Genomic DNA, 24,024 nt, shown 5'->3' on the forward strand with positions numbered 1-24,024 from the left:
ACCATTCCAGACATAAGCAAAAATTTAAAACGAAATAGAAGTGAGTCGATACCCACCACTTAAGATTTTACGATAACGTCCTCTAGCTCTTTTTGTTTAAGAGCCGCTTTTTCTCTGATCATGCGTTCCATGTCGTCAACCAGAGTCTCATTCTGTAAGCGTTCATGAGGTTTACCATCAATATATACACGATTTGCTGTCGCACCGCCGGTCAAGCCCACATCGGCTTCTTTTGCTTCACCCGGACCATTCACAATGCAACCAATCACTGCTACATCCATAGGGACAACAATGTCCTCTAAACGGGTTTCCAGCTCATTCATGGTATTAATAACATCGTAGGTTTGGCGAGAACAGCTAGGGCAAGCAATAAAGTTAATGCCTCGCGTTCTCAACTTCAAAGACTTGAGAATGTCATAGCCAACTTTAATTTCATTAACCGGATCAGAAGCCAATGACACGCGAATGGTGTCACCAATGCCATCCATCAACAGAATACCAAGTCCTACTGCCGACTTAACGGTTCCATTTCGGAACCCTCCAGCTTCTGTAATTCCAAGATGTAAAGGTTGCTCAATTTGCCCCGCAATCTTGCGGTATGCGTCCACCGTCATAAACACTTCAGAGGCTTTCAAGCTAACTTTAAAATTTTGAAAGTCTAGCTTGTCAAGAATATCAATATGTCGAAATGCAGATTCGACCAAAGCGTCTGCAGTTGGCTCGCCATATTTTTGCTGAAGATCTTTTTCTAACGAACCGGCATTAACACCGATACGAATCGGAATATTCTTATCTTTCGCGCAATCAACTACCTGACGCACACGATCTGCCCGACCAATATTACCAGGATTGATACGTAAACAATCAACGCCCAATTCCATCACACGAAGTGCAATTTTGTAATCAAAGTGGATATCAGAAACCAGTGGAACATTTACCTGCTCACGAATCTGAGCAAAGGCATCAGTCGCTTCCATACTAGGTACCGACACTCGAACAATGTCGGCACCGGCATCTTCAAGCGCTTTAATCTGTGCAACCGTTGCAGCAACGTCGGTGGTTTCCGTATTCGTCATACTTTGAACAGCAATAGGCGCATCACCACCAACGGGAACATCACCGACCATAACTTGACGTGACTTACGACGTTTAATTGGGGACTCAGGATTTTTATTCATGTACTCAAACTACTTAATAACTTTGATCTCAGCTCAGGGATGCTCATTCAAGCATTGCCCCCTGATTAACCGCCTACTTTAAAACGCGCAGACTTACGTTCGAAATAAGGTGATAAGTCTACTGATTGGCCTTGGAACATCAGCTCAACAGCTGTAGTGTCTCCCAAAGTAATAGTAAACGGTGGTATACCTTCTACGCTCGAAGTATCGCCTGCCGACTTAGTTCTTTCCGCTAACTTAGCACCAGTAGAGTCAACCACTTGATACCAACAATCACCCGTGAAGGTAAAGGAAAGCTCCTCTTTAACATCGGCTAATACTTGCTCTTCAGCCTGTAAATCTTCTGAATCAGCTTCAATCTCAGACACACTTTCCAGCATGTCCTGTTCCGGCTGTTCATTCACCGACATCTCTTCTGTCACTTCCGACTCATCGGAAGTAACTGGATCAGAAGGTTGCTCTTCATCTAACCGGGATTCTGGAGTTGTTTCTTCCACTACGTCCAGCGAAGAGTTTGCTTCAACAGACTGTACATTTTCAGCCTCTGAAGAACTTATTTCCGGCTCTGTAGCAGTTGAAGTGCTGTCACTCTGACTGTTCTTGCCCTCTTCCATGCCCAAACCAATCACAACTGCAATTACTACTAGAATTACAATCGCCAAGCCTAAAATCGGTAATTTATTCGATCCAGAACTCTTCTGCCGCTGAGATGCTTCTAATGCTTCAGCTTCTCTTGCCGAATTCTGTTGTTCTATATAGATGCGAACTAATTCTTCACCATTCAAACCCACGATATCGGCATAATTCCTAAGATACCCGCGGATAAAAGTATCACCCGGCAATGTCTCGTATTGCCCGGCTTCCAACGCTTTAATGTACCCTTCCGTCAAACACAAACGAGCAGCAACCATATCAGTAGTCATGCCCTGTTCTGATCTGGCGGACGCCAGAATTTTACCGACAGGTAAACTACTTTTATGACCCACTTCATGTAATGACTGATCCGTCATATCTTGCTGTCCTTATTTTTATAGACTTCCGGAGTTCTGAAACGCATTCTGCTTTAATACTTCAGAGTATTCCGGCGAGTTAGGGTAAAGCTTAGCGAGTAACTGTACATATCTTGCCGCAAGTTCATTACGTTTTGCGCCTTTTTGAATTTGATAACCCAGCAACAAAGTTCTAGGGGTATAGTTGTTAACAGACCCTAAATTCCTTTCATAGTTTCTGAAATAACGTGCCGCAAAACGATAATCTTGTTCAGCGTAACTGATACGCGCTAAATGAATATAAGGTTTGGTTTGCTTAGGATTAATCACTGAAGACTTTTCAAAGGCCGATCGAGCACGATCCGTTTTTTTCAGTTTCAAAGCACACAGACCAAGATTCAAATTGGCCGCTGCAAGATTTTCATACAATTTATCATCAACCACTTTTTCAAATTGGCTCAGTGCCTCGTCATAGCGGCCTTTCGAATAAAGAAACACACCATATAGCTCTTTTCCACGCGTATATTTAGGGTCTGTCTTTATTGCATTTTTATAGTATTTCTCTGCTTCAACAGGCTCACCTTCTTTATCCAACGCCAACGCCAACGCTGACATTGCAGGAGCATGATTCGGTTGAATTTGCAGAACTTCCGTTGCTTTTAGTTTCGCAGGCTCGGTATGACCACGCTGCAGATGCAAAAAAGCAGCCTTAACACGGAAGTCGATATTCTTTTCAATGTCCTTCTTTTCAGTGAAACGACTATGAGTTTCAACAACCGTACACCCAGAAACCAAAGCGATTAGCCCCAACAGAACCCCAAACACCAAAGTACGACTGTTAATATTAAAATTCATTGCCTTGATACGTTCCCTTTAATGATTAACCACAACAACGATACAGTTTAAATGCTAGTTGACTGCACTTGCTAGTCAAAGTCTGCATCAATTCCACTTTTCCTTGTAAATTTCTCTACTTCTCTTGCTTTACATACAAAGCAGCTCTTACTGAGCTGCCTGAGCGTATTTAGCACTTCGACGAGTTCTATCTTCCACTTGACCGACTAATTGACCACATGCGGCATCAATATCATCACCACGCGTTGAACGCACTGTAGTTACGATACCAACCGAGTTTAAGTAATTATGAAATTGACTAACAGCCTCTTGCTTCGAGCGCTGGTACCCTGAATTTGGGAACGGATTAAATGGAATCAAATTCACCTTACAAGAAATACGACGTAATACTTTAGCAAGCTGTTTAGCATGGGCAAGGGTATCATTTACACCATCCATCATAGTGTATTCAATGGTGATGCCTCGCTTGTCATCACATTTATCCAAGTATTCTTGGCAAGCATCCAACAATACAGAGATAGGATACTTCTTATTGATCGGCACCAATTCGTTACGTAACTCATCGTTCGGCGCATGCAGAGAAATGGCCAGAGAAACATCGGTACGATCTCCCAACTCTTTTAAAGCAGGAACAACACCAGACGTGCTCAGTGTAACTCGACGTTTTGATAAACCGTAGGCATTGTCTTCCATCATCAATGACATGGAATCGACAACATTTTCAAAATTCAATAACGGCTCGCCCATGCCCATCATCACAACGTTTGATACGGGACGAGGATTAGATGGATCTCGATCACCAAATGACTTACACGCAATCCATAGTTGACCGATAATTTCAGACGCACTCAAATTACGCTGAAAACCTTGCTTCCCGGTTGAACAAAAACTGCAATCTAAAGAACAACCTACTTGTGAAGAGACACAAAGTGTATTTCGACCTTCCGCCGGAATTAATACCGTCTCGATACAACTGCCGCCTTCAACACGAATCACCCACTTACGGGTACCGTCATCTGCAAAGTTATGATAAACGACTTCTGGCGGTCTGATTTCAGACACTTTTTCTAGCTTAGCTTTTAGTGCTTTCCCAACGTTGGTCATATCATCGAAATTATCAATACCGTATTGGTGAATCCACTTCATCACCTGAACCGCGCGAAATTTCTTTTCTCCGATGCTTTCAAAAAACTCGATCATTTTATCGAGTGAAAGCCCTAACAGATTTACTTTTTGGAGGGATGACTGGCTATCGGTAGTGATAACTTGGGATGTAGTGTCTTGACTAGCAGGAGCGGAACTCATGATGACTCACCTTTAATCCAGGATTTACGGTCGATAAATCGATTGTAAAACGAGAAAACTATTAATTTGATGCGTTTCAAATACGCATTATCCAGAAAGCACAAAGCCGAAGCAACCAGGGCCTCGGCTTAATGTACGCAAAAGCTAAAACTTAGCGAGCGCAGATTTCTTCAGCAGCGAAGAAGTAAGCGATTTCACGCTCAGCAGAAGCTGCAGAATCAGAACCGTGTACAGCGTTTGCATCGATGCTCTGAGCGAAGTCAGCACGGATAGTACCAGCTTCAGCTTCTTGTGGGTTAGTTGCACCCATAAGATCACGGTTTTTAGCGATTGCGCCTTCACCTTCAAGAACCTGAACAACAACAGGACCAGAAGTCATGAATTCAACAAGATCTTTAAAGAAAGGACGTTCTTTGTGCTCAGCGTAGAAACCGCCAGCTTTTTCGTCGTCCAGTTGAAGCATTTTAGCAGCAACGATTTGTAGACCTGCTTTTTCGAAACGAGCAAGGATTTCACCAATTACGTTTTTGCCAACTGCATCTGGTTTAACAATAGAAAGAGTGCGCTCTACCGCCATGAAACTATCCCTCAAAAATGTGTATTTAACTGTATAAAAAAATCGAGCGGATTATACGTCACTTCCCATTAAGTTTACTAGCCCACTCATACAACAAATGTTGCGACTATTTAACTATAAAAACTAAAGGTTACTAAAGATCTGGCGATAAGGGATTGAATAGGGATAAAAGTTCGCAAAGTAGATGCAGATAATCAATACCAATATTGCTGCCTTACGGGCCCAACGGCATTTAAACAGCGTTGAAACCGAAATGAGTACGGTGTTCCGTAGGCTTTCGTCTGGCCTGCGAATTAACAGCGCAGCGGATGATGCAGCGGGCCTTGCCATATCTACCCGAATGGAAGCTCGTATTCGTGAATCTACCGTCGCTATTCGTAATGCAAATGACGGCATATCCCTTATTCAAACTGCCGAAGGTGGCCTGGAAACCATAACCGACAACATACAACGCATTCGAGTACTTGCTTTACAAGCAGCCAATGGCACAAACAGTGACTTTGAACGTGAAGCCATGCAAATTGAAGTGGATTACCTTCTTGAAGGTATTAATTTTGCTGCCAAGCACTCCAGATACAACGGCATCAATCTACTCAATGACAGCTCATCACCACTCGAAGATAACGGCATCGTATCCTTACAAGACGATGAAACCAAAACCGCCGTTATGATCGGACTCACAACCGGCTGGCTCGAATCCTCAGAAAACTTAATTGAAGAATTTTATGGCCTGACCGGAGATGGCCAAACCCTGGGAATTTTCCTTGCAGATACAGGAGACCCGGAAAGTGACGGCCCTGGTGGCACCGCGGCTTATGTTCAAACCCTAGTAGGAGCATCCGGCCCAGCCGTCAATGGAAGTGTTGAACTGTATATCGACATGGAAGACTTTCGACCAGCCAACCTACCAAATGGCGGGACAGAGCCTTTCTATAATGACCGAATCATTGCTCATGAAATGGTTCACGCTGTCATGGCAGTAAGCACTAACTGGGGCGAACTTAATACTTGGTTTAAAGAAGGAGCCGCAGAGTTCATTCACGGCGCCGACGAACGCATTGCCATAGATCTTGCCGCAGCAGGCAGTTCCAGCGCCTTAGTATCCCAAGGCTTTACCGGCGCACCCGCCGCGTGGGGTGGAACCAGTGCCGAATATTCATCTTCAACCATAGCGGTTCGTTATTTACATGACGCCATTGTGGCCGCCGGCGGTGAAGGCATTAAGGATATAATGGAAGAGCTTGCGCTTGATCCAAACAACACGACTTTAGACGACGCCATCGCGCAAGTTAGTACAGATCTAGGCGGGCTCCGAGGTTATGTTTCAGGTGCCGGATTTACCGGAACACTATTTACCGACGAAGCCACCTTCTTAACCGACTATGACACTAATGGGGACGATTTTCTCGACGAACAGATCCAGCTTGTAGACCCCGATACGGGCTCCATCCAAGGTTCAAATGTTAACCCCGCCAACCCATCTATAAATCAAGAGGATGCGGTAGAAGATCCTATTGACTATAACAGTGACCCTCTAGAGCACTGGCAAGAAATTTGGCCTTCTGGCTTCACCGTCAAAGCAAGTCGAAATGACAATTCTTTTAGCAGCGTATACATACAGCTTGGAGCAACGGCATCTGATCGCTTGGAAATCAATCTATATGGCGCCAACACTTCCGCATTAGGGTTAGACGGAGTCGATATTAGCGAAGATCCTCTTGACGCAATAGAACGATCAGACGAAGCATTGGAGCTTGTTTCATTTATCCGAGCAAACTTAGGTGCTGCTCAAAACCGCCTGGAAAGCACCATCAATAATCTTGCTATCCAAAAAGAAAATCTAGTCAGTGCTCAATCGAGAATCATGGACACTGACTACGCGGCAGAGACGGCACGATTAGCACGCCTCACCGTTCTTCAACAAGCCGGATTCAGTGTACTAGCTCAAGCGAATAGTCGACCTCAGCAAGTCTTACAATTACTAGGCTAGCGCTTAATCACTGCAGATATTAAAAATCCAGACATAAAAAAAGAGTCTCATCAGACTCTTTTTTCGTAAAAGACAAGATCACGCAAGCGCAGCTTGACGCTCTTCAATGTAGTTAGCCACAAACGTATCAACATCAATGGCAATTTTAAGCCCCTTCTCGTCTTTATAAGTGCCCTTAATCATCATCGACGAACCAGTAATGGTAGGTTGTGCCCCCTTGTCCAGTTGAGAATCCTCAAAATCAATCATCTCTGATACCGAATCAACCAACAAACCGAAATTACCTTCTGGAAGTTCGAGGCAAATAATCCGACTGGCTTCAGTCATCTGGAATGGCGGTAAGCCCATGATAGTTCGGGTATCCAACACCACCATCACCTCACCACGAACATTAATAATACCCGCAACAAAGTCCGGGGCTCCAGGAACAGGAACAGGCTCTTCATATCGAAGTACTTCCTTGACTGAACTTACCTGATGACAATAATCCTCGTCTTCAACACAAAATGTAATCCACTTCATCTGTAACCGGGCCTTTAGCTGCTGATCTTCTCTAATCTACGAATCATTCGTTAACCAATTAAATGTTATAGCGTACAAAAAGCTAAAAACATTAGCATAAATACTAGCATACTCAGGCTAAAAATCAGGATGATAGCAACAAGAAAGGAAGATTAAAAAACTCAGGGCAACAGCGTTGCCCTGAAAAACGAAGGGTAGGAAACTTGGGGTTCCCAGATTTCAAGACCTATACTAACGACCAAATTTGCAAGAAAAATGGAAGAAATAGTAAAGATCGGTAAAGGCTCTATTAAGCACCCTCTTTAAACAGATGGACATCCATCTGAGGAAATGGAATACCAATGCCCTTATCATCCAAAGTCAGCTTCACTTGTTCCAAGATTTCAGCACGCACTCCCCAATAATCATCCGTTTTCACCCAAGGACGAACATTGAAGTTAACACTGCTATCACCCAGCTCAACTAAAGCTACGGCAGGCTCAGGATCTTTTAACACGCTAGGATGCGCTTGTAGAATACCTTCCAACACACGCTTAACCTCTCGTACATCCGCTGAATAATCAACACCAACAACTAAGTCGATTCGACGCGTGTCTCTTGCGGAATAATTAACAATCGTGTCCGAATAAATCGCGCCATTAGGCACAATCACCTCTTTATTATCACCTGTCCGGACCAACGTGGAGAAGATCGTAATTTTTTCTACAATCCCCGAAACGCCAGCAATCTCAACAAAGTCACCTGTCTTAAACGGTCGAAATAGAACAAGCATCACCCCTGCAGCGAAATTTTGCAGCGAGTCCTTTAACGCCAAACCTACCGCCAATCCGGCAGCACCCACTAAAGCCACAAGCGAAGTCGTATCGACACCCAGCTGATCAAGCGCGACTACCGCAACAACCAACATCAATAACATTTGAAGAATGGAGCTTACGAAATTAATCAGTATCTCATCGGTTTTTGCACGCCCCATTACGCCGCGTACAGCGCCTATGACCACCTTCACCAATATACGACCAACGATAAAGACAATGATTGCGATGAGTAACTTGTAAGACCAAGGCAAAATGTACTCGTTAATAAAGCTTTCCATTCGATCAACTTCCTTTAATATTTTGAATTATTTGAACATCTATTTTAGAAAAGTATTGAAAAAGCGCACCCTAATCTTCAAAACTCTGGCAAAAAAAAATCCCTGCACAATGACAGGGATTTCTAACTACTTAAATATTGCTTGGTCTATTAGAGTGGAGTCTGAATCGTCTCTCAAACAACACATTAACTTAAGCTAGCAGCCAATTCTCGAATTTTTTGAACCATAGCACGAAGACCATTACCACGCGTCGGTGATAAATGCTTAACCAAATCCAGCTCACCGAAAAAGGCTTCGATATCAAAATCCAGCACTTGCGCCGCCGTTTTGCCGTTATACGCACTCATGACCACAGCCAACAAACCACGAACAATGTGAGCATCACTGTCTACGCTCAACATAATCTTGTCACCTTCAAGCCAGTGATCAATCCACACCTGAGATTGACAACCTTTTACAATTCGATCATCAGTTTTCTTCGCTTCATCCATTTCAGGAAGCTGTTTTCCAAGATCAATAATGTAGCGATATCTGTCTTCCCAACTATCAAAGAAGCCCAGCGTATCTACAATTTCTTCCGGAGTAATTTCAGTTCCAAAGGGATTAGACATACAAAAAACCTGTTCAAAGACTAAACAAAGCGCGCATTTAACCTGTTATTCTTTGCTTTATCAAGGGTGAAGCCACTAAAGAGGAAAACACTACAATGAATTAAAAAAACATTCCGGTTTCCAGTTGAGCCTCTTCACTCATCATATCTCTATGCCATGGAGGATCAAATACCAGCTCAACTTCAACGGTGTCAACGTTCGGAGCTTTAGCCACACGATACTTCACATCACTGACAAGAACCGGCCCCATACCACAACCCGGAGCAGTAAGCGTCATATCAATCACAACCTTCTTTGCATCCTGATCAATCGTGACGTTATAGATCAAACCTAAGTCCACCAAATTGACTGGAATCTCAGGATCAAATACCGTTTTTAACGCCTGCCAAACATGATCTTCATGAATTGAATCATCACTGACATTAGCAAACTCAAGCTCTTCTGCGATCAAACCTAAAGCATCAGCATCAGTACCGTCTACACGCGCCATATTACCGTTGACTGTTACCGTATAATTACCGCCAAGTGCTTGTGTGATGGTCACAAAGGTACCAGATGGAATACTAATCTTTGTACCTGCAGGAACCAAACGCGCTGGACAGTCCCTAACAGTGGCAACCATTCTACGTTCCATATCTACTACCTATGTTAAATCAAAGATGGAAGGAATCACGCTGTATTAAACAGTGAAGCTTTCGCCACAACCACAAAGCGCTTTAGCATTCGGATTGTTGAACTTAATGGTGCTGTTAAGGCCTTCCGTGTGGTAGTCAATTTCCGTCCCCTGAACCATAGGCAAGGCATCGACCGCCACATAAAGAGTAACACCATCCGCCAAATTAAAGACCTTGTCCCCTGCTGGCACATCAGAGGTTAAGTTCAGTTCATACATAAACCCTGAACAACCACTCTCATTGACCGCTAAACGAATGCCTGCAGACTTAGTACGCTCAATCTGTCCCGCCAAATGCTTGGCAGCAGCAGCGGTAATGGTTAGTACAGCGTCGTCCGGATTAAATGATTCAACCGTCATTGATATCTATCTCTAATTTAATTGTGATGTCATTGAATTGCATAAAACAGATCAGGAAGATCATAAGCTAATCGTCCTGATTTAATCACTTACAGCAGGAACATTTTCACTTTGTTAATCGCATCGAATAAAGCATCCACTTCTTCAATGGTGTTGTAAAAAGTGAAAGACGCACGCACCGTGCCGGGAATGCAATATTGCTCCATAATCGGCATAGCACAGTGATGCCCCGTACGAACCGCAACGCCCTGCTGATCCAACAATGTCCCCACATCATGCGGATGAGCACCTTTAATTAGGAAGCTCATGACACTCACTTTCTTCTCAGCCGTGCCTATTAACTGAATCTCAGGAATTTCTGCAGCGCGCGTTTGCGCATGTGCTAACAATGCATCTTCATGAGCAATTAACGACTCACGATCGAGCGATTCAAGATAATGAATTGCTGCAGCCAAACCAACAGCACCCGCAATGTTTGGTGTTCCCGCTTCATATTTATACGGAAGCTTATTGAAGGTAGTGCCTGTAAAGCTCACCTGCTCGATCATCTCACCGCCAAATTGATACGGTGGCATTGCATCAAGCAACGCTTTCTTACCGTACAAAGCGCCGATGCCTGTTGGGCCATAAAGCTTATGCCCGGAGAACACATAGAAATCACAATCCAATGCCTGCACATCAATCGTCCAATGCGCTACCGCTTGCGCACCATCAACCAAGACTTTGGCATTGAGTTTATGAGCCGCTTCAATAATGTCTTCAACCGGGTTAATGCTACCCAAAGCATTGGAGACATGAACAACGGAAACTAACTTAGTGCGATCATCCAACAGTTTCAGAAATTCCTCAAACTGCAGCTCACCTTTATCATTAACCGGAATAACACGTAACTCTGCTCCCGATTGCTCACACAACATCTGCCAAGGCACGATATTAGAGTGATGCTCCATCGCCGAGATAATAACGTTGTCGCCCGCTTGTACATTTGCTCGCCCATAAGTCTGAGCAACCAAGTTAATGCCTTCAGTCGTCCCGCGGGTCCAGATGATTTCTTCCGACGCAGATGCGTTTAAGAACTTCTGAACCACCACACGAGCATCTTCAAACGCTTGTGTGGCGCGATCACTCAAAGTATGAGCACCGCGATGAACATTAGAATTATCCGCTTGATAGTAAGCCGCTAAAGCATCAATTACAGCCTGAGGCTTTTGAGTCGTTGCTGCATTGTCCAGATACACCAACGGATGACCATTGACCTCTTGATCCAAGATAGGAAAATCCTTTCGAATCAAATCAACATCAAATCCTTTGTGTGCCTCAACAGCTACAGTTTCTGCAACACTCGTTGTCATACAATATGCCTTGTTAACGACTCGTCTTTACCAAATGGCCCTTTATCAAACAAACTAGCCAAAATCGGACGAAGTTTTTCTTGAATCGAGTGATGAGCCAAATCATCCAACAACTCATTGATGAATCCAAAGCTCAACATCACTTCCGCTTCTTGACGAGAGATACCACGAGATAACATATAACTCATGGCCTTTTCATCTAACTGAGCAATGGTTGCACCATGCGCACAACGCACGTCATCCGCATAAATTTCTAACTCAGGTTTGGTATTGATTTCCGCTTTGTTGGAAAGCAACAAGTTACGGTTATTCAATTCAGCCAAGGTCTTCTGCGCATCAGGATGAATATGAATACGGCCGTTAAACACCGCTTTTGCCTGATCAGCAATAATACCCCGGAATACTTCATCCGTTGTGCAATGCGGAACCTTATGCTCAATACAGGTATGGTAATCAATGTGCTGATTATTCTGCGGAAGGTAGACACCTTTCAGATCGCAATGCGCACCAGCGCCTTCGTGATTTACTACTATATCAACACGCTTAACCTTACCACCCAAGCCAACATGAAAACTCTCTAGCTGACTGGAGGCCTGTTGCTCAACATGCATACCACCAAGATGAATGATGTCTTCTTGTTCAAGCTGCAAACGGTAGTGGAATAACTTGGCGTTATCTTCCAACTTACATTCCGTCAGGCTATTCACCAATGCAGTCTGCGAGGCTTTATCAGAAACAAAGCTCTCTACCACAACACCCTGTGAACCGGTTTCAGACACCACCAAAAGTCGGGCATTTACTGAAAACGCTTGATCCTGAGCAGTCGTCAAATGCACAACCTGCAAAGGCGTTTCCGTTTTCTTGTTCTTAACGAAACGAACAAACACACCGTCTTCCAGTTGCCCAGCATTTAGAGCACTGAACATGTGCTGATCGTTTAGTGTGATTGAGCCAAGTTGGGAATGAATCGCTTTCTGCTGCGCTTCATTCGCATCTGAGAAACGAACTACTTCAACTGAACCTGAGGCAGTTAATGCATCAATACCTGACGATAACGAGCTGTTAAAAACACCATTTACAAAAACCAACTGAGCCGCATTCAAACCTTCAATTTCGTACAAAGGCTTAGCAATATCCGCCGACAAGTCGGTTGAGTTCGCAGGAGCTACTTGAGCAAAGTTAGCTTTGGTTAACGCAGATAAATTAGTGTATTTCCAATGCTCTGTTTTACGTGTTGGCCAAGCATGCTCGCCAAACGCTTTAATGCCTTCAGCCTTTAAAGAATCCAACCACGCAGGCGCAGACGTTTGCTCAGCAAACTGAGCGGCTTGAGCTGCATAATCGAATGTTTGATTTAACGCTTCTGTCATGACTTACGCGACCTCTTCGTCAATCCAGCTATAACCTTTCTCTTCTAGCTCAAGTGCCAGCTCTTTGCCGCCAGACTTAACAATCTTTCCGCCTGCCAATACATGAACATAATCAGGAACAATATAATCAAGCAGACGCTGGTAGTGAGTCACTACGATAAATGAGCGATCCGGGCTACGCTGAGAATTCACTCCATCCGCAACCACTTGCAAGGCATCGATATCCAAGCCTGAGTCAGTTTCGTCAAGAATACAAACTGACGGCTCAAGCAACATCATCTGCATAATTTCATTACGCTTTTTCTCACCACCGGAGAAACCTTCGTTCACGCCACGTTTAAGGAAGTTCTGATCAAGGTTAACTGCTTTACATTTTTCACGAGCAAGCTTCATAAAGCTCACAGAGTCCATCGGCTCCTGACCACGATGCTCACGAACCGCATCAACAGACGCTTTCAAGAACTCAAGGTTGGATACACCTGGGATCTCAACCGGATATTGAAACGCAAGAAACAAACCTTCACGAGCACGTTCTTCAGGTTCCATATCCAACAGATCTTTGCCTAAGAACTGAACTGAACCGCCAGTCACTTCATAACCTTCGCGACCTGAAAGTACATTACCCAAGGTACTTTTACCGGCACCGTTAGGCCCCATGATCGCATGAACTTCGCCTGGTTTGATGTCCAGATTCAGACCTTTAAGAATGTCTTTATCTTCTACTTTTGCCTGTAAATCTTTAATGGTTAACATTAATAATCTCTCTATCTCTTCATCAAACCAGATTAACCCACGGAACCTTCAAGGCTGACTTCAAGCAACTTGCCTGCTTCAACCGCGAATTCCATAGGTAGCTCTTTGAATACTTCTTTACAGAAACCGTTAACAATCATGGAAACGGCTTTTTCCACATCAATGCCACGCTGCTGACATAAGAACAACTGATCATCACTTACTTTTGAGGTCGTCGCTTCGTGTTCAACCACGGCACTTGGGTGCTTGCTTTCAATGTATGGGAAGGTATGAGCCCCACACTTGTCACCGATCAACAAGGAATCACATTGCGTATAGTTTCGAGCGCCTTCGGCACCCGGGTTCATACGAACCAAACCGCGATAGGCGTTTTGACTTTTACCCGCTGAAATACCTTTTGAGATAATGGTCGACTTGGTATTTTTACCCAAGTGAATCATCTTGGTACCGGTATCCGCTTGCTGGAAGTTATTCGTCAAAGCAACGGAATAGAACTCACCGATGCTGTTATCACCTTTCAGTACACAGCTTGGGTACTTCCAGGTCACCGCCGAACCGGTTTCAACCTGAGTCCATGAAATCTTAGCGTTGGTATGGCAGACACCACGCTTAGTTACGAAATTGTAGATACCGCCTTTGCCTTCTGCATCACCTGGATACCAGTTCTGAACGGTAGAATACTTAATTTCAGCATTATCTAACGCAACTAACTCAACCACTGCCGCGTGAAGCTGATTCTCATCACGCATTGGCGCAGTACAACCTTCCAGATAACTTACGTGACTTCCTTCTTCCGCAACAATCAGAGTACGCTCAAACTGACCAGTATTCTGCTCGTTAATACGGAAGTATGTGGATAATTCCATCGGGCAACGAACGCCTTTCGGGATATAAACAAAAGAACCGTCACTAAATACAGCACTGTTGAGCGCTGCGTAATAGTTATCTTTTTGAGGAACCACGCTACCCATGTATTTCTTCACTAACTCAGGGTGCTCATGTACCGCTTCGCTGATTGGCATAAAGATCACGCCCGCTTCTTTCAACTTTTCGCGGAACGTGGTTGCAACAGAAACCGAATCAAACACCACATCCACCGCAACACCCGCAAGTATCTCTTGCTCATGCAGAGGAATACCTAGTTTTTCATAGGTGCGAAGTAATTCCGGATCAACTTCATCCAAGCTCTTCGGCTTATCATCCATGCTCTTTGGCGCGGAGTAGTAAGAGACAGCCTGGAAATCAATTTCCGGGTAATGAACATGAGCCCATGTCGGCTCGTCCATTTCTTTCCAGATGTTAAAGGCTTTCAAGCGCCATTCCAGCAACCATTCTGGTTCGTTTTTCTTCTTGGAGATAAAACGAATAACATCTTCATTGATACCCGGCGGCAACGTTTCAGACTCAATGTCTGTCACAAAGCCAGCTTCGTATTCATTTTTGATTAACTCGTTAATTTCTTCAGTCATCAAACTACTCCCCTCAACAGGGATTCCTAATCAAGCGTTGTTTTTAATCCCGGCAAACCAAGTTAAAAACAATCTGTATGTAATATATTTAATAAATGTAAACGTCCTGCTGGACCAATACTTCAGCCCTTGCTAATCACTCAACCTTTCAAGCGATTAACCACCTCAACAACCTTGTTAACGGTGTAATCAATTTCTTCTTCTGTGGTAAAACGCCCAATCGAGAAACGAATAGAGGCATGAGCCAACTCATCATTTAAGCCAAGGGTTTTCAACACATATGAAGGCTCAACTGTCGCCGATGTACACGCTGAACCAGTGCTCACAGCAATATCATGCAATGACATCAACAGTGTTTCACCATCAACTCCAGCAAAGCTAACATTCAAAATACCTGGAATATGATGTTCGAGAGTGCCATTCACCATCACACCTTCAAGCTGCTGAAAACCAGCCCACAATTTGTCACGCAAGCCTGTAAGATATTCAACTTCCTGATCCAACTCTCTGGACGCAATTGCTGCTGCCTCACCCATACCGACAATTTGATGAGTCGCCAAGGTTCCTGAACGCATACCTCGTTCATGGCCGCCGCCATGAATCTGAGCAGAAATTTTAACGTTGGGATCACGTCGAACGAACAAACACCCGATACCTTTCGGGCCGTACATTTTGTGCGCAGAAATCGATACCAAATCCACATTCATAGATTTAACATCTACAGCAATTTTACCAACGCTTTGGGCCGCATCCACATGAAACAGAACAGAACGAGCACGACAAAGCTGACCAATCGCAGCAATGTCGTTGATGACACCCAGTTCGTTATTAACATGCATTACGGAAACTAAAATCGTGTCAGGCCTTATTGCGGCCTCAATATCGGAGGGAGAAATCAGTCCATCTGAAGTTGGCTTAACATATGTAACCTCAAAGCCTTCAGCTTCAAGTGCATTACAACTATCAAGTACTGCTTTATGTTCATAAGCAGAAGTAATGATGTGCTTACCTTTAGCACCCCCCAGTTCAGAGGAAAGAAAATACGCGACACCTTTTAGAGCCAGGTTATCGGATTCTGTTGCGCCGGATGTAATGACAATTTCACGAGGATCAGCATTGATTAAGTCAGCCACTTGACCTCGCGCTGTTTCCACCGCTTCTTCCGCTAACCAACCATATTTATGAGAACGAGACGCAGGATTACCAAAATTGCCTTCCAAAGTCAGACAATCACACATTTTTTCAGCAACACGCGGATCAACAGGCGCAGTTGCAGCATAATCCATATAAATAGGTGTACGCATTGAACTAAACACCCTTAACTACAAGCAAAACATCTAAACAATTAGCGAAAGTACTTATTAACACAACGACTCTTTACCTTCGATTTATAAGTTTTTCACAATTCAAAACACTTAAAATTCAATATCCGGACAACCTACATAGAGGTGATAATATTATCCAGCATATCCTGACGCTGTTTTAAGTCTTGTCTCTGAGCCACTTCCCGAACCTCAGTTTTCGCTACTAACTGAGACAAAGAAATACCACTTAAAAACTCGTGAATTTGCTCACTCAAGTCCTGCCAAAGATAATGCGTTAAACACAAGCTTCCATCCTGACAACCACCAGAACCACCACAACGCGTGGTATCTACTGTTTCACTGACCGCATCAATTACTTGCGCAACGTAGATTTCAGAACCATCACGGCTTAGACGATAACCGCCACCTGGGCCACGTACGCTATTAACCAAACCGTTTCGACGCAGCTTAGCAAACAACTGTTCTAGATAAGAAAGGGAAATACCTTGGCGCTGAGAGATATCAGCCAGGCTAATAGGACCTTTTTCGGCGTGAAGCGCTAGGTCAAGCATGGCCGTTACCGCATAACGACCTTTGGTTGTCAAACGCATTGAACCAACCTCTATTACAATTCACGAGAGTGGTTGCCATTATGAAATACCCGACTAAAAGAGTCAAGTAAAAGACATACTATTTTACTAAGGTATTATTTAGGTAGAAAGGATAACAGACAAGCCGTTTGATGGCTTTTTAATCAGAAAGGAATTTTTCGCGCATTGTACTCGCGAGATGAGAAAAAGTCACTATCTAAATAGAAATGAACAAACAACCACTCCTTCCTCGCCCGTAATTGCACACTCTTTCATGAGCAAGGAAGAAGCGATAACCGGTTTTAGCGCCGTTTATCATCTGACAATATTTCAGCAACTACATCCGACGGACTATCATCACTGGTCACCCCTTCAAAATCCTCTGGATTCAGCTCAGGCAAAGCCTCGTCATGGTAATTGCTGTCTAATTTTTCAAGCGCCTGGCACATAGACTCTAACTTATGATCAACCGCCAGAATATGATCTAACAGACCACGAATGGATTGAGCAATAGGGTCATTAACGTTCTGGGTTTCTCCATAAGCAACAAAACCAATGCGTTCAGCTATCGCCCTACGCTTACGCTCAGCTTCATCCGTAGTTTCATCCTGCTTACGAATAATACGACCAGGAATACCAATAGCGGTCGCACCTTCAGGCACTTCTTTGGTAACAACCGAATTCGAGCCGATCTTGGCCCCTTTATGCACTGTAATGGGACCAAGCACTTTTGCACCCGCACCAACAACCACACCATCTTCTAACGTTGGGTGACGCTTACCCTTATTCCAAGTTGTACCACCTAAAGTGACACCATGATAAAGCGTTACGTCATCACCAATTTCTGCGGTCTCACCGATCACAACACCCATTCCGTGATCAATAAAGAAACGACGACCAATAGTAGCACCCGGGTGAATTTCAATACCGGTAAAGAAGCGACTTACCGTTGATACACTGCGCGCCACCAGCTTCATGTCTTTTTTCCACAAAGCATGAGCTGCTCTGTGCATAATAATGGCATGCACCCCAGGGTAATTAGTCAGAATCTCGAAGGAGTTTCGCGCTGCCGGGTCACGATCAAAAACACTACGAATATCTTCTTTCAAACGTTTAAACATTATGTTCTCCAGTACTCTTAATTGATGATTTATTTCTATGAATCAGTCGAATTAAGAGCAACAACATCGCTGCTTTAGATTAAATCGTTGAACTAATAAACGCATAAAAAGTGCCATTAAAGTGAGTAACCTTTGTACTTCATCGTAACATAACAAGTAAAAAAACCAGCAATGCCGTCATGCACAACAACATGTACTTTGTTTATAAGTGTACACAGTCATTAATAAGTTCACATAGTCTTCAGTTAATTCAGCAATAAACTAGCTGAGAAGCTATATGGAACATAACTAAGGATCTATTTTTCTTGAGATCGAGGACAAAATGCCCCTCAACACATTGATCTCGACCTTATCCGGAAGACTACGATTAAACAAACGCCTCAACCGTGTCATCACATAGCGCGGATTCTCCGGATCCAAAAACCCTGTAGTGACCATGATGGATTCCAGATGATCGATAAAGCCATCCAACTCTTGAGCAGACGCTAGGTCTTTATCCCACTCAACGCCCCAAAACTCCGACTCCGGTTGCGCTTGTGTTTCGATCGCCATACGCAACTCATAACACAGTACCTGGATTGCCGACGCAATATTCAGAGAGCTGTAATCCGGATTCGTTGGAATATGTACGTGAGCCTGGCATTTCGCCAGCTCTTCGTTGGTCAATCCTCGATCCTCACGACCAAATAATATTGCAACTTTTTGACGTTTAGATGTCAGTACGGCACGTTCTGCACATTGACGAGGATTTAATAGTGGCCAAGGAATGCTACGCGAGCGAGCACTGGTTCCAATCACCAAACCACAATCTTCAATGGCTTCCTCCAAAGTGCTTACTTGCACTGCACTTTCCAAAATATCCGTAGCTCCCGAAGAACGTGCGATGGCTTCTTCATCAATCGGCTTCTTAGGATCAACCAACACCAGATCCGATAAGCCCATGGTTTTCATCGCACGTGCTGCAGAACCAATATTACCAGGCAGTGTTGTGTTAACCATTACCACTCGAACATTCGATAACAGATCAAAACTTAATTCAGCTATCTCAGTATCAGATTTGGACATGATTTTCGGCCTGCTGCGGTAAAAAAGAAGCCGGACAGTGTAACAAATCCAAAGATACATTCGAATAAAAACCTTTACTCGAAAGTCGCTAGACCTTTTCAAAGCTTCTGATATAATGCGCCCAAATTTTGATCAGGCACTAAGCATAACTAGATGCTAAACGAGAGCTAAATCGTTTTCTTCTCTCAAAATTTTGCCGGGTCACGAGTTTTTATAAAACTCCGCTCTTTTAAAAGTACTGTTAACCAACCAGGTGAATACGCAATGCATCCATACCTGAATAATGCCCTGCGCGCGGCTCGTCGTGCAGCTGAATCTCTTGTGTCTGGACAGGATCGTCTTGATTCCGAAATTCGTGAAGGAAAACCTCTTGCATCCATTCTGCCAAGCTATCTTCGTCATGCAGAACAACAAATTATTCGCCTGTTAGCAAAAAGCTACCCCGAACATTACGTTGTAGGTCAGTTTGATGCGATTGGGGACAGTACCGCTCAATACCGCTGGGAAATTCAAATCCTAGACTCTCAAACACAGTACATTCGTCAGATTCCAAGCTATGCATTGGCTGTTACATATTATTTCCGCGATGTTGCGGAACATTCAGTCATTATTAATCCAGCAACGCTAGAAGAGTTTACGGCTTCAAAAGGTCGCGGAGCTCAAAGCAATGGTCGTCGCATTCGCTTCTCAGATAACTTCTCAGCCGCAGGAAAACTGGTTTCTGGTAACTTCCTGAATGGCAATAACATCGAAGTTGCTCAAAAACTAAAAGAAAACGCATACCAACTATGCGATATCGACAGCCCTTTATTGGCGATGGCTTATGCGGCTTCAGGTAAAGCAGAAGCAGCAATCGTGACAGGTGCTAAAACAAAGCTGGATGCAGCAGTATTGATTGCTAAAGAAGCCGGCGCTTTGGTTGGCGATTCGAAAGGCGCTCCACGCCCTGGAGACGATACATTAGTAGCCAGTCCTCGCGTCTTCAAGCAGGTAGTTCAGTCGCTTAAAAATTAAGACTATTTCTACCCTTAGAAATACAAAAAAGCGGGCTAATCAGCCCGCTTTTTTCATTTCTTACCTAACCGAATGCCCCAAAGGCGTCGATCGAAGACACGAAGCTCTATTTAGAAAGATGAATCACCACTTTCAAACCCGGCTTATTGTCTTTCAATTCAATACTCATACCCTGTTGATTTAAAATCGCTTTAACAATCGACAACCCTAATCCATAACCTTGTTGAGTCCGGCTCGAATCCAATCGCCCTAATCGTTGAAACGCTTTTTCAATATCATTCTCTGGAATTCCAGGCCCGGTATCGCTAACCACTAACTTATTGGCACTTAACTGAACGTCAATTTCGGCCCCTTCTCCAGCGTACTTAACTGCATTATCCAAGAGGTTATATACAGTTCGGAACAGTAGATTCCGATCGCCTTTAATCGAAACAGACTCTAATTGATGGACTAAGGTTTGTTGATGCTCTTCAGTTAATGGTTCAACTAACTCCAACGCATCTTCAACTACCGAACGCACATCAACACTCTCAAGCTCTGTATCCAGAAGTCCGTTCTCTAACTTGGTTAGCTCTAACATAGAAGTAAACGTTGAGAGCACCGAATCCAGTTCAGACAACACGTCAGCCAACTCATCGGTTTTAACCTTTCCGTCAGGCAAGCAAACCAAGCGTTCTAACTTCAAACGCATTCGATTCAACGGCGTTCTTAAGTCATGAGCAATGGCATCGGTCGTTCCCCGAATGGTCTCAAAGGTTGCTTCCAACTGATTCAACATCCGATTGGTATGCTGAGCCATTTCATCAAATTCATCACCGTAATGACTCTCCGGCACTCTGGCGGTCATGTCACCTTGCTCAACTTTGGTCACCGTATGATTAAACAAGGTCACCTTACGAATGAGTTTTCGGGAAAACCACCAACCGCAAAGACTTCCAAACAGAACCGTGGCACACAATGTAAAAATACTGGCCTGTCTGAACAGCGACTCCCAACGATCCAATTTTTGACGGTTTTGAGCGATTAATACCCGACCATCATGAGCAGGAATGGTACACCCAGTCAAAATCTCAATGGCATCGTAACGTGCCTGATACACAGGAAACTTGGAGAGCAAAGGGCATGAAGCAATGTTTTTTGGAATATGAGATAAACGACCAACAATATCATGCATTGAGTCAGTCCATTGGAAACTCAGACTCATGACATCCGACAGCTGATATTCAGGCGTAAATTGAAGCTTATAATCCTCAAGCGACAGTTGTGTCGATAGCAATCGGTGTTGCAGGACGGCTTCAGTAAAATTTCGCTCTTGAGCACGAACAACCTGCCCAACACTAAAATAGTAAACGGCCGACATCACCACAGTAACCAAGAATGTAGTGATGAAAGTATAAAGAATGGTAAGCCGCCAAATAGAATTCGTTTGTAGATTTCTCAGCGCCCGTTTAGTCAGAGGAAAGACGATAGCCTACTCCTCGGACAGTATCTATTTCAACTACACAACCTGCTGCGGCCAGCTTCTTACGCAACCGGGCGACATGAACATCAATGACATTGGTTTGCGGATCAAACTGATAATTCCACACTGCTTCAAACAACATGGTTCGAGTAACTACTTGATTTTGATGTTCCAGCAAATACTTCAATAGCTGAAACTCTTTCGGCTGCAATTCGATCTCATCATCCTGTACAACCAGCTTATGCGATAACAAATCGAGCTTGAGATTTTTCAACACCAGCTCAGTAACTTGTTGTGCAGATGACGAAACATCATTTCGACGAATTAGAATCTCGACACGCGCTAATAACTCAGCCAGTGCAAAGGGTTTTACTAGGTAATCATCGCCACCTTGCTTCAACCCTTTCACTCGTTCATCAACACTGTCCAAGGCACTTAGGATCAACACGGGGACAGATCGTTCACTGGAACGCAACGCCTGCAGAACGGTTAAACCATCCATTTTCGGTAACATGCGATCAAGAATAATGAGATCAAATTCCAACTCCATTGCCTGAAATAGGCCATCCTGACCATCGGCCGCCACTTCGACCAAATAGCCTTGTTCCGTTAGCGCTTGCTGTAAAAACTCACGCGTGGTTTTGTCATCTTCAACAACCAGTATCTTCATGTAACCTATCTTATGCCCTTAACAACCCTTGCCTTCACAGCCGTTGCAATCAAATCACTAATCCCGATCCATCACCGGAATCATTTCGCCATTCTCTGTATCCAGAATCACCTTTTTACGAACGCCGTCCGGAGACATCAGCTTGATTTTGTAATACGAAACGCCTTTTTCATTCTCTAGTTCTACTTCTCTTACCAATCCAGGGTGACTTTGCTTCACTTTTGCCAACTGCCCAAGCAAAGAAAACTGTTTTGCATCCATAGATTTCAAGGCCTTTAGCTCTTCATCATCAAAGCGATTAAAGCCCAACAGAGATATATTCTCCGTTTCTTTTAGTTCAACCATACCTGTTAAAGGGTTATACACCACTTCATGCAGCTTACCTTCGCTGAGATTTACCACTTCAGCTTCATAGACAAACTGGTTCTTATGATCATCCAACTCAACTTCGTTTATTTGTCCAGGAAACTTGTCGCTGATTGCAACCAAAGCCGGCTCAATACTCAGATTAGAGCGCTTCATGTGAATCAACTCGGCCGCTTCATCGGCATTGGCTGCCACTGAAAACGACACCGTCGCCAACATGGTAGGAACAGAAATCAACAGTACTGATACCTTATTCATTAATCTATTCATCTTTTTATTCCTGGTAACTTAATGACAAGGTCAGTGTACGTTTGGAGCATTAACCTCCGGATGGAGACAAGATTAAAAAAAATTCATGCTCTTTAATAGATGGAACGGCGGGAAATACTCAAAAAAAAACTCCACTAAGGCAACACCCAAGTGGAGTTAAAAATCAACGAAAGGTTTTCAGAAAGTTTTTCGTTGGATCAGAGAACACTTAATTCGACACTAATAAATCATTTTCTTCGCCCAGAGCTGAGTAAGAGCCTGATAGCGACTACCCAATACCTGACTCAGAAAATGAATCACATGAGCATCTGGCCCGACTAATATTCTCGCTTTATTGGCTTTAATCCCTTTTAAGATGATGGAGGCCGCTTTTGCAGGTGTTGTCTTCGCCACCTTATCAAAGCTGGTATCCGTCAAGTTTCGGTCTTCCGTTGCACCGATTCTGGCATTTCGGGCAATCTCCGTTTGAATGCCACCAGGATGCACACAACTCACCTGCACTGGTAAATTATCTAATTTCAACTCCTGACGCAGTGCTTCGGTATAGCCTCGAACCGCAAACTTGGCAGCGTTATAAGTGCCTTGCTTCGGTACACTGATGATGCCGAAAACACTTGAAATATTAATAATATGCCCGTCACCCGAAGCGATCAGTTTGGGTAAGAACGCTTGAGTGCCATACACCACACCCCAAAAATCAATATTCATCAGCCACTCAAAGTCTTCCATATCCACTTCAAGCAACTTGGCAGATAAGGCCACACCGGCATTATTGAAAATCAAATTAACCTTACCGAAGTCTCTTTCCACTTCTTCAGCATGGGCATAGACCGCTTCTTTATCCGAAACATCCAGGCGATAGGTTCGCACACAGCTTAAATCCTTGCCGATTTGTTTTTTGGTTTCTTCTAAACCTTCAACATTTACATCCGACAGTGCTAACTGAGCACCTTCTTTTGCCAACGCAATAGCTAATGCTCGACCGATTCCAGAGCCAGCGCCTGTAACAACAGCCACTTTATTGTTCAGACTTTTCATTATTATTCTCCTGAGCAGATTAGAAAC

24 protein-coding genes are annotated in these 24,024 nt (G+C 43.9%); 2 read left to right on the forward strand and 22 right to left on the reverse strand.

All coding sequences use genetic code 11. The annotated features are described in order from the left end of the window. Positions 1-59: 59 nt before the first annotated feature. From ispG to ndk, 5 genes are all read right to left on the reverse strand, one after another. Complete coding sequence (gene ispG, locus ACFOEK_RS04240; RefSeq protein WP_386716640.1) at positions 60-1,178, reverse strand: flavodoxin-dependent (E)-4-hydroxy-3-methylbut-2-enyl-diphosphate synthase; 1,119 nt, start codon at positions 1,176-1,178, stop codon at positions 60-62. 65 nt (positions 1,179-1,243) lie between these two features. Then, positions 1,244-2,188: a RodZ domain-containing protein gene (locus ACFOEK_RS04245; RefSeq protein WP_386716644.1), complete on the reverse strand. Its 945-nt coding sequence runs from the start codon at positions 2,186-2,188 to the stop codon at positions 1,244-1,246. Positions 2,189-2,206: 18 nt separating this feature from the next. Beyond that, entirely contained in the window at positions 2,207-3,022 is an 816-nt protein-coding gene (pilW, locus tag ACFOEK_RS04250; protein WP_386716646.1) for a type IV pilus biogenesis/stability protein PilW, read from the reverse strand. A 147-nt stretch (positions 3,023-3,169) separates the two neighbouring features. Next, entirely contained in the window at positions 3,170-4,327 is a 1,158-nt protein-coding gene (rlmN, locus tag ACFOEK_RS04255) for a 23S rRNA (adenine(2503)-C(2))-methyltransferase RlmN (protein ID WP_386716649.1), read from the reverse strand. 151 nt (positions 4,328-4,478) lie between these two features. Beyond that, positions 4,479-4,904, reverse strand: a complete 426-nt coding sequence (ndk, locus tag ACFOEK_RS04260; RefSeq protein ID WP_386716652.1) for a nucleoside-diphosphate kinase — start codon at positions 4,902-4,904, stop codon at positions 4,479-4,481. A 184-nt stretch (positions 4,905-5,088) separates the two neighbouring features. Here ndk and ACFOEK_RS04265 point away from each other — a divergent pair, with 184 nt between their 5' ends. Then, positions 5,089-6,894 carry a flagellinolysin gene (locus ACFOEK_RS04265; RefSeq protein WP_386716655.1) on the forward strand — a complete coding sequence of 602 codons (1,806 nt, stop codon included), beginning with the start codon at positions 5,089-5,091 and terminating at the stop codon, positions 6,892-6,894. A 78-nt stretch (positions 6,895-6,972) separates the two neighbouring features. Here the strand turns inward: ACFOEK_RS04265 and ACFOEK_RS04270 are convergent, their stop codons facing one another. The 13 genes from ACFOEK_RS04270 to trmJ form a co-directional block, all read right to left on the reverse strand. Continuing rightward, complete coding sequence (locus ACFOEK_RS04270; protein WP_386716658.1) at positions 6,973-7,416, reverse strand: chemotaxis protein CheW; 444 nt, start codon at positions 7,414-7,416, stop codon at positions 6,973-6,975. Positions 7,417-7,705: 289 nt separating this feature from the next. Beyond that, the gene (locus tag ACFOEK_RS04275) at positions 7,706-8,509 is read right to left on the reverse strand and encodes a mechanosensitive ion channel family protein (protein WP_386716661.1); all 804 of its coding nucleotides are present in this window, start codon (positions 8,507-8,509) and stop codon (positions 7,706-7,708) included. Positions 8,510-8,694: 185 nt separating this feature from the next. Next, entirely contained in the window at positions 8,695-9,120 is a 426-nt protein-coding gene (locus tag ACFOEK_RS04280) for a SufE family protein (RefSeq protein ID WP_386716664.1), read from the reverse strand. Positions 9,121-9,220: 100 nt separating this feature from the next. Next, positions 9,221-9,754 (reverse strand): putative Fe-S cluster assembly protein SufT, encoded by a 534-nt coding sequence (sufT, locus tag ACFOEK_RS04285; RefSeq protein WP_386716667.1) that lies wholly within the window; start codon positions 9,752-9,754, stop codon positions 9,221-9,223. 45 nt (positions 9,755-9,799) lie between these two features. Further along, entirely contained in the window at positions 9,800-10,153 is a 354-nt protein-coding gene (locus tag ACFOEK_RS04290) for a HesB/IscA family protein (RefSeq protein WP_386716670.1), read from the reverse strand. Between the two features lie 89 nt (positions 10,154-10,242). Continuing rightward, entirely contained in the window at positions 10,243-11,505 is a 1,263-nt protein-coding gene (locus ACFOEK_RS04295; protein WP_386716673.1) for a SufS family cysteine desulfurase, read from the reverse strand. Continuing rightward, positions 11,502-12,875 (reverse strand): Fe-S cluster assembly protein SufD, encoded by a 1,374-nt coding sequence (gene sufD, locus ACFOEK_RS04300; protein ID WP_386716676.1) that lies wholly within the window; start codon positions 12,873-12,875, stop codon positions 11,502-11,504. Before sufD ends, ACFOEK_RS04295 begins: the two co-directional genes overlap by 4 nt. 3 nt (positions 12,876-12,878) lie before the next feature. Then, complete coding sequence (gene sufC / locus ACFOEK_RS04305) at positions 12,879-13,661, reverse strand: Fe-S cluster assembly ATPase SufC (protein WP_449280221.1); 783 nt, start codon at positions 13,659-13,661, stop codon at positions 12,879-12,881. Next, positions 13,661-15,097 (reverse strand): Fe-S cluster assembly protein SufB, encoded by a 1,437-nt coding sequence (gene sufB / locus ACFOEK_RS04310; protein ID WP_386716682.1) that lies wholly within the window; start codon positions 15,095-15,097, stop codon positions 13,661-13,663. The genes sufC and sufB overlap by 1 nt, the downstream gene beginning before the upstream one ends. Before the next feature lie 140 nt (positions 15,098-15,237). Beyond that, on the reverse strand, positions 15,238-16,401 hold the full coding sequence (locus ACFOEK_RS04315; RefSeq protein ID WP_386716685.1) for an IscS subfamily cysteine desulfurase: 1,164 nt from the start codon (positions 16,399-16,401) through the stop codon (positions 15,238-15,240). 134 nt (positions 16,402-16,535) lie between these two features. Beyond that, positions 16,536-17,012: a Fe-S cluster assembly transcriptional regulator IscR gene (gene iscR / locus ACFOEK_RS04320; RefSeq protein WP_386716688.1), complete on the reverse strand. Its 477-nt coding sequence runs from the start codon at positions 17,010-17,012 to the stop codon at positions 16,536-16,538. A 281-nt stretch (positions 17,013-17,293) separates the two neighbouring features. Next, on the reverse strand, positions 17,294-18,112 hold the full coding sequence (cysE, locus tag ACFOEK_RS04325) for a serine O-acetyltransferase (protein ID WP_386716691.1): 819 nt from the start codon (positions 18,110-18,112) through the stop codon (positions 17,294-17,296). Between the two features lie 288 nt (positions 18,113-18,400). Then, the gene (gene trmJ / locus ACFOEK_RS04330) at positions 18,401-19,177 is read right to left on the reverse strand and encodes a tRNA (cytosine(32)/uridine(32)-2'-O)-methyltransferase TrmJ (protein WP_386716694.1); all 777 of its coding nucleotides are present in this window, start codon (positions 19,175-19,177) and stop codon (positions 18,401-18,403) included. Positions 19,178-19,441: 264 nt separating this feature from the next. Here trmJ and ACFOEK_RS04335 point away from each other — a divergent pair, with 264 nt between their 5' ends. Further along, positions 19,442-20,191, forward strand: a complete 750-nt coding sequence (locus ACFOEK_RS04335; protein ID WP_386716697.1) for an inositol monophosphatase family protein — start codon at positions 19,442-19,444, stop codon at positions 20,189-20,191. A 106-nt stretch (positions 20,192-20,297) separates the two neighbouring features. On the opposite strand, the gene ACFOEK_RS04340 is transcribed toward ACFOEK_RS04335, so the two are convergent. From ACFOEK_RS04340 to ACFOEK_RS04355, 4 genes are all read right to left on the reverse strand, one after another. Continuing rightward, a complete protein-coding gene (locus ACFOEK_RS04340; protein ID WP_386716699.1) occupies positions 20,298-21,551 on the reverse strand; it encodes a sensor histidine kinase in 1,254 nt (417 codons plus the stop codon). A gap of 88 nt (positions 21,552-21,639) precedes the next feature. Next, complete coding sequence (locus ACFOEK_RS04345) at positions 21,640-22,323, reverse strand: response regulator transcription factor (RefSeq protein ID WP_386716702.1); 684 nt, start codon at positions 22,321-22,323, stop codon at positions 21,640-21,642. 57 nt (positions 22,324-22,380) lie between these two features. Beyond that, positions 22,381-22,947, reverse strand: coding sequence for a PepSY domain-containing protein (locus tag ACFOEK_RS04350; RefSeq protein ID WP_386716705.1), 567 nt, complete (start codon positions 22,945-22,947; stop codon positions 22,381-22,383). A 231-nt stretch (positions 22,948-23,178) separates the two neighbouring features. Next, complete coding sequence (locus ACFOEK_RS04355) at positions 23,179-23,997, reverse strand: SDR family NAD(P)-dependent oxidoreductase (protein WP_386716708.1); 819 nt, start codon at positions 23,995-23,997, stop codon at positions 23,179-23,181. Positions 23,998-24,024: the final 27 nt, after the last annotated feature.

The organism is Litoribrevibacter euphylliae (assembly GCF_042646085.1).
Classification (GTDB): Bacteria; Pseudomonadota; Gammaproteobacteria; order Pseudomonadales; family Litoribrevibacteraceae; genus Litoribrevibacter; species Litoribrevibacter euphylliae.

Excerpts from the sequence above, each read along its gene's own strand:
- pilW (WP_386716646.1), bottom strand. The coding sequence starts at position 3,022 with ATGAATTTTAATATTAACAGTCGTACTTTGGTGTTTGGGGTTCTGTTG.
- ACFOEK_RS04245 (WP_386716644.1), bottom strand. The coding sequence starts at position 2,188 with ATGACGGATCAGTCATTACATGAAGTGGGTCATAAAAGTAGTTTACCT.
- ACFOEK_RS04340 (WP_386716699.1), bottom strand. The coding sequence starts at position 21,551 with ATGTCGGCCGTTTACTATTTTAGTGTTGGGCAGGTTGTTCGTGCTCAA.
- ACFOEK_RS04345 (WP_386716702.1), bottom strand. The coding sequence starts at position 22,323 with ATGAAGATACTGGTTGTTGAAGATGACAAAACCACGCGTGAGTTTTTA.
- ACFOEK_RS04355 (WP_386716708.1), bottom strand. The coding sequence starts at position 23,997 with ATGAAAAGTCTGAACAATAAAGTGGCTGTTGTTACAGGCGCTGGCTCT.
- sufT (WP_386716667.1), bottom strand. The coding sequence starts at position 9,754 with ATGGAACGTAGAATGGTTGCCACTGTTAGGGACTGTCCAGCGCGTTTG.
- ispG (WP_386716640.1), bottom strand. The coding sequence starts at position 1,178 with ATGAATAAAAATCCTGAGTCCCCAATTAAACGTCGTAAGTCACGTCAA.
- ACFOEK_RS04295 (WP_386716673.1), bottom strand. The coding sequence starts at position 11,505 with ATGACAACGAGTGTTGCAGAAACTGTAGCTGTTGAGGCACACAAAGGA.
- sufD (WP_386716676.1), bottom strand. The coding sequence starts at position 12,875 with ATGACAGAAGCGTTAAATCAAACATTCGATTATGCAGCTCAAGCCGCT.
- ndk (WP_386716652.1), bottom strand. The coding sequence starts at position 4,904 with ATGGCGGTAGAGCGCACTCTTTCTATTGTTAAACCAGATGCAGTTGGC.
- ACFOEK_RS04290 (WP_386716670.1), bottom strand. The coding sequence starts at position 10,153 with ATGACGGTTGAATCATTTAATCCGGACGACGCTGTACTAACCATTACC.
- ACFOEK_RS04265 (WP_386716655.1), top strand. The coding sequence starts at position 5,089 with ATGCAGATAATCAATACCAATATTGCTGCCTTACGGGCCCAACGGCAT.
- trmJ (WP_386716694.1), bottom strand. The coding sequence starts at position 19,177 with ATGTCCAAATCTGATACTGAGATAGCTGAATTAAGTTTTGATCTGTTA.
- ACFOEK_RS04315 (WP_386716685.1), bottom strand. The coding sequence starts at position 16,401 with ATGCGTACACCTATTTATATGGATTATGCTGCAACTGCGCCTGTTGAT.
- ACFOEK_RS04275 (WP_386716661.1), bottom strand. The coding sequence starts at position 8,509 with ATGGAAAGCTTTATTAACGAGTACATTTTGCCTTGGTCTTACAAGTTA.
- iscR (WP_386716688.1), bottom strand. The coding sequence starts at position 17,012 with ATGCGTTTGACAACCAAAGGTCGTTATGCGGTAACGGCCATGCTTGAC.
- ACFOEK_RS04280 (WP_386716664.1), bottom strand. The coding sequence starts at position 9,120 with ATGTCTAATCCCTTTGGAACTGAAATTACTCCGGAAGAAATTGTAGAT.
- ACFOEK_RS04335 (WP_386716697.1), top strand. The coding sequence starts at position 19,442 with ATGCATCCATACCTGAATAATGCCCTGCGCGCGGCTCGTCGTGCAGCT.
- sufB (WP_386716682.1), bottom strand. The coding sequence starts at position 15,097 with ATGACTGAAGAAATTAACGAGTTAATCAAAAATGAATACGAAGCTGGC.
- ACFOEK_RS04350 (WP_386716705.1), bottom strand. The coding sequence starts at position 22,947 with ATGAATAAGGTATCAGTACTGTTGATTTCTGTTCCTACCATGTTGGCG.
- cysE (WP_386716691.1), bottom strand. The coding sequence starts at position 18,112 with ATGTTTAAACGTTTGAAAGAAGATATTCGTAGTGTTTTTGATCGTGAC.
- ACFOEK_RS04270 (WP_386716658.1), bottom strand. The coding sequence starts at position 7,416 with ATGAAGTGGATTACATTTTGTGTTGAAGACGAGGATTATTGTCATCAG.
- rlmN (WP_386716649.1), bottom strand. The coding sequence starts at position 4,327 with ATGAGTTCCGCTCCTGCTAGTCAAGACACTACATCCCAAGTTATCACT.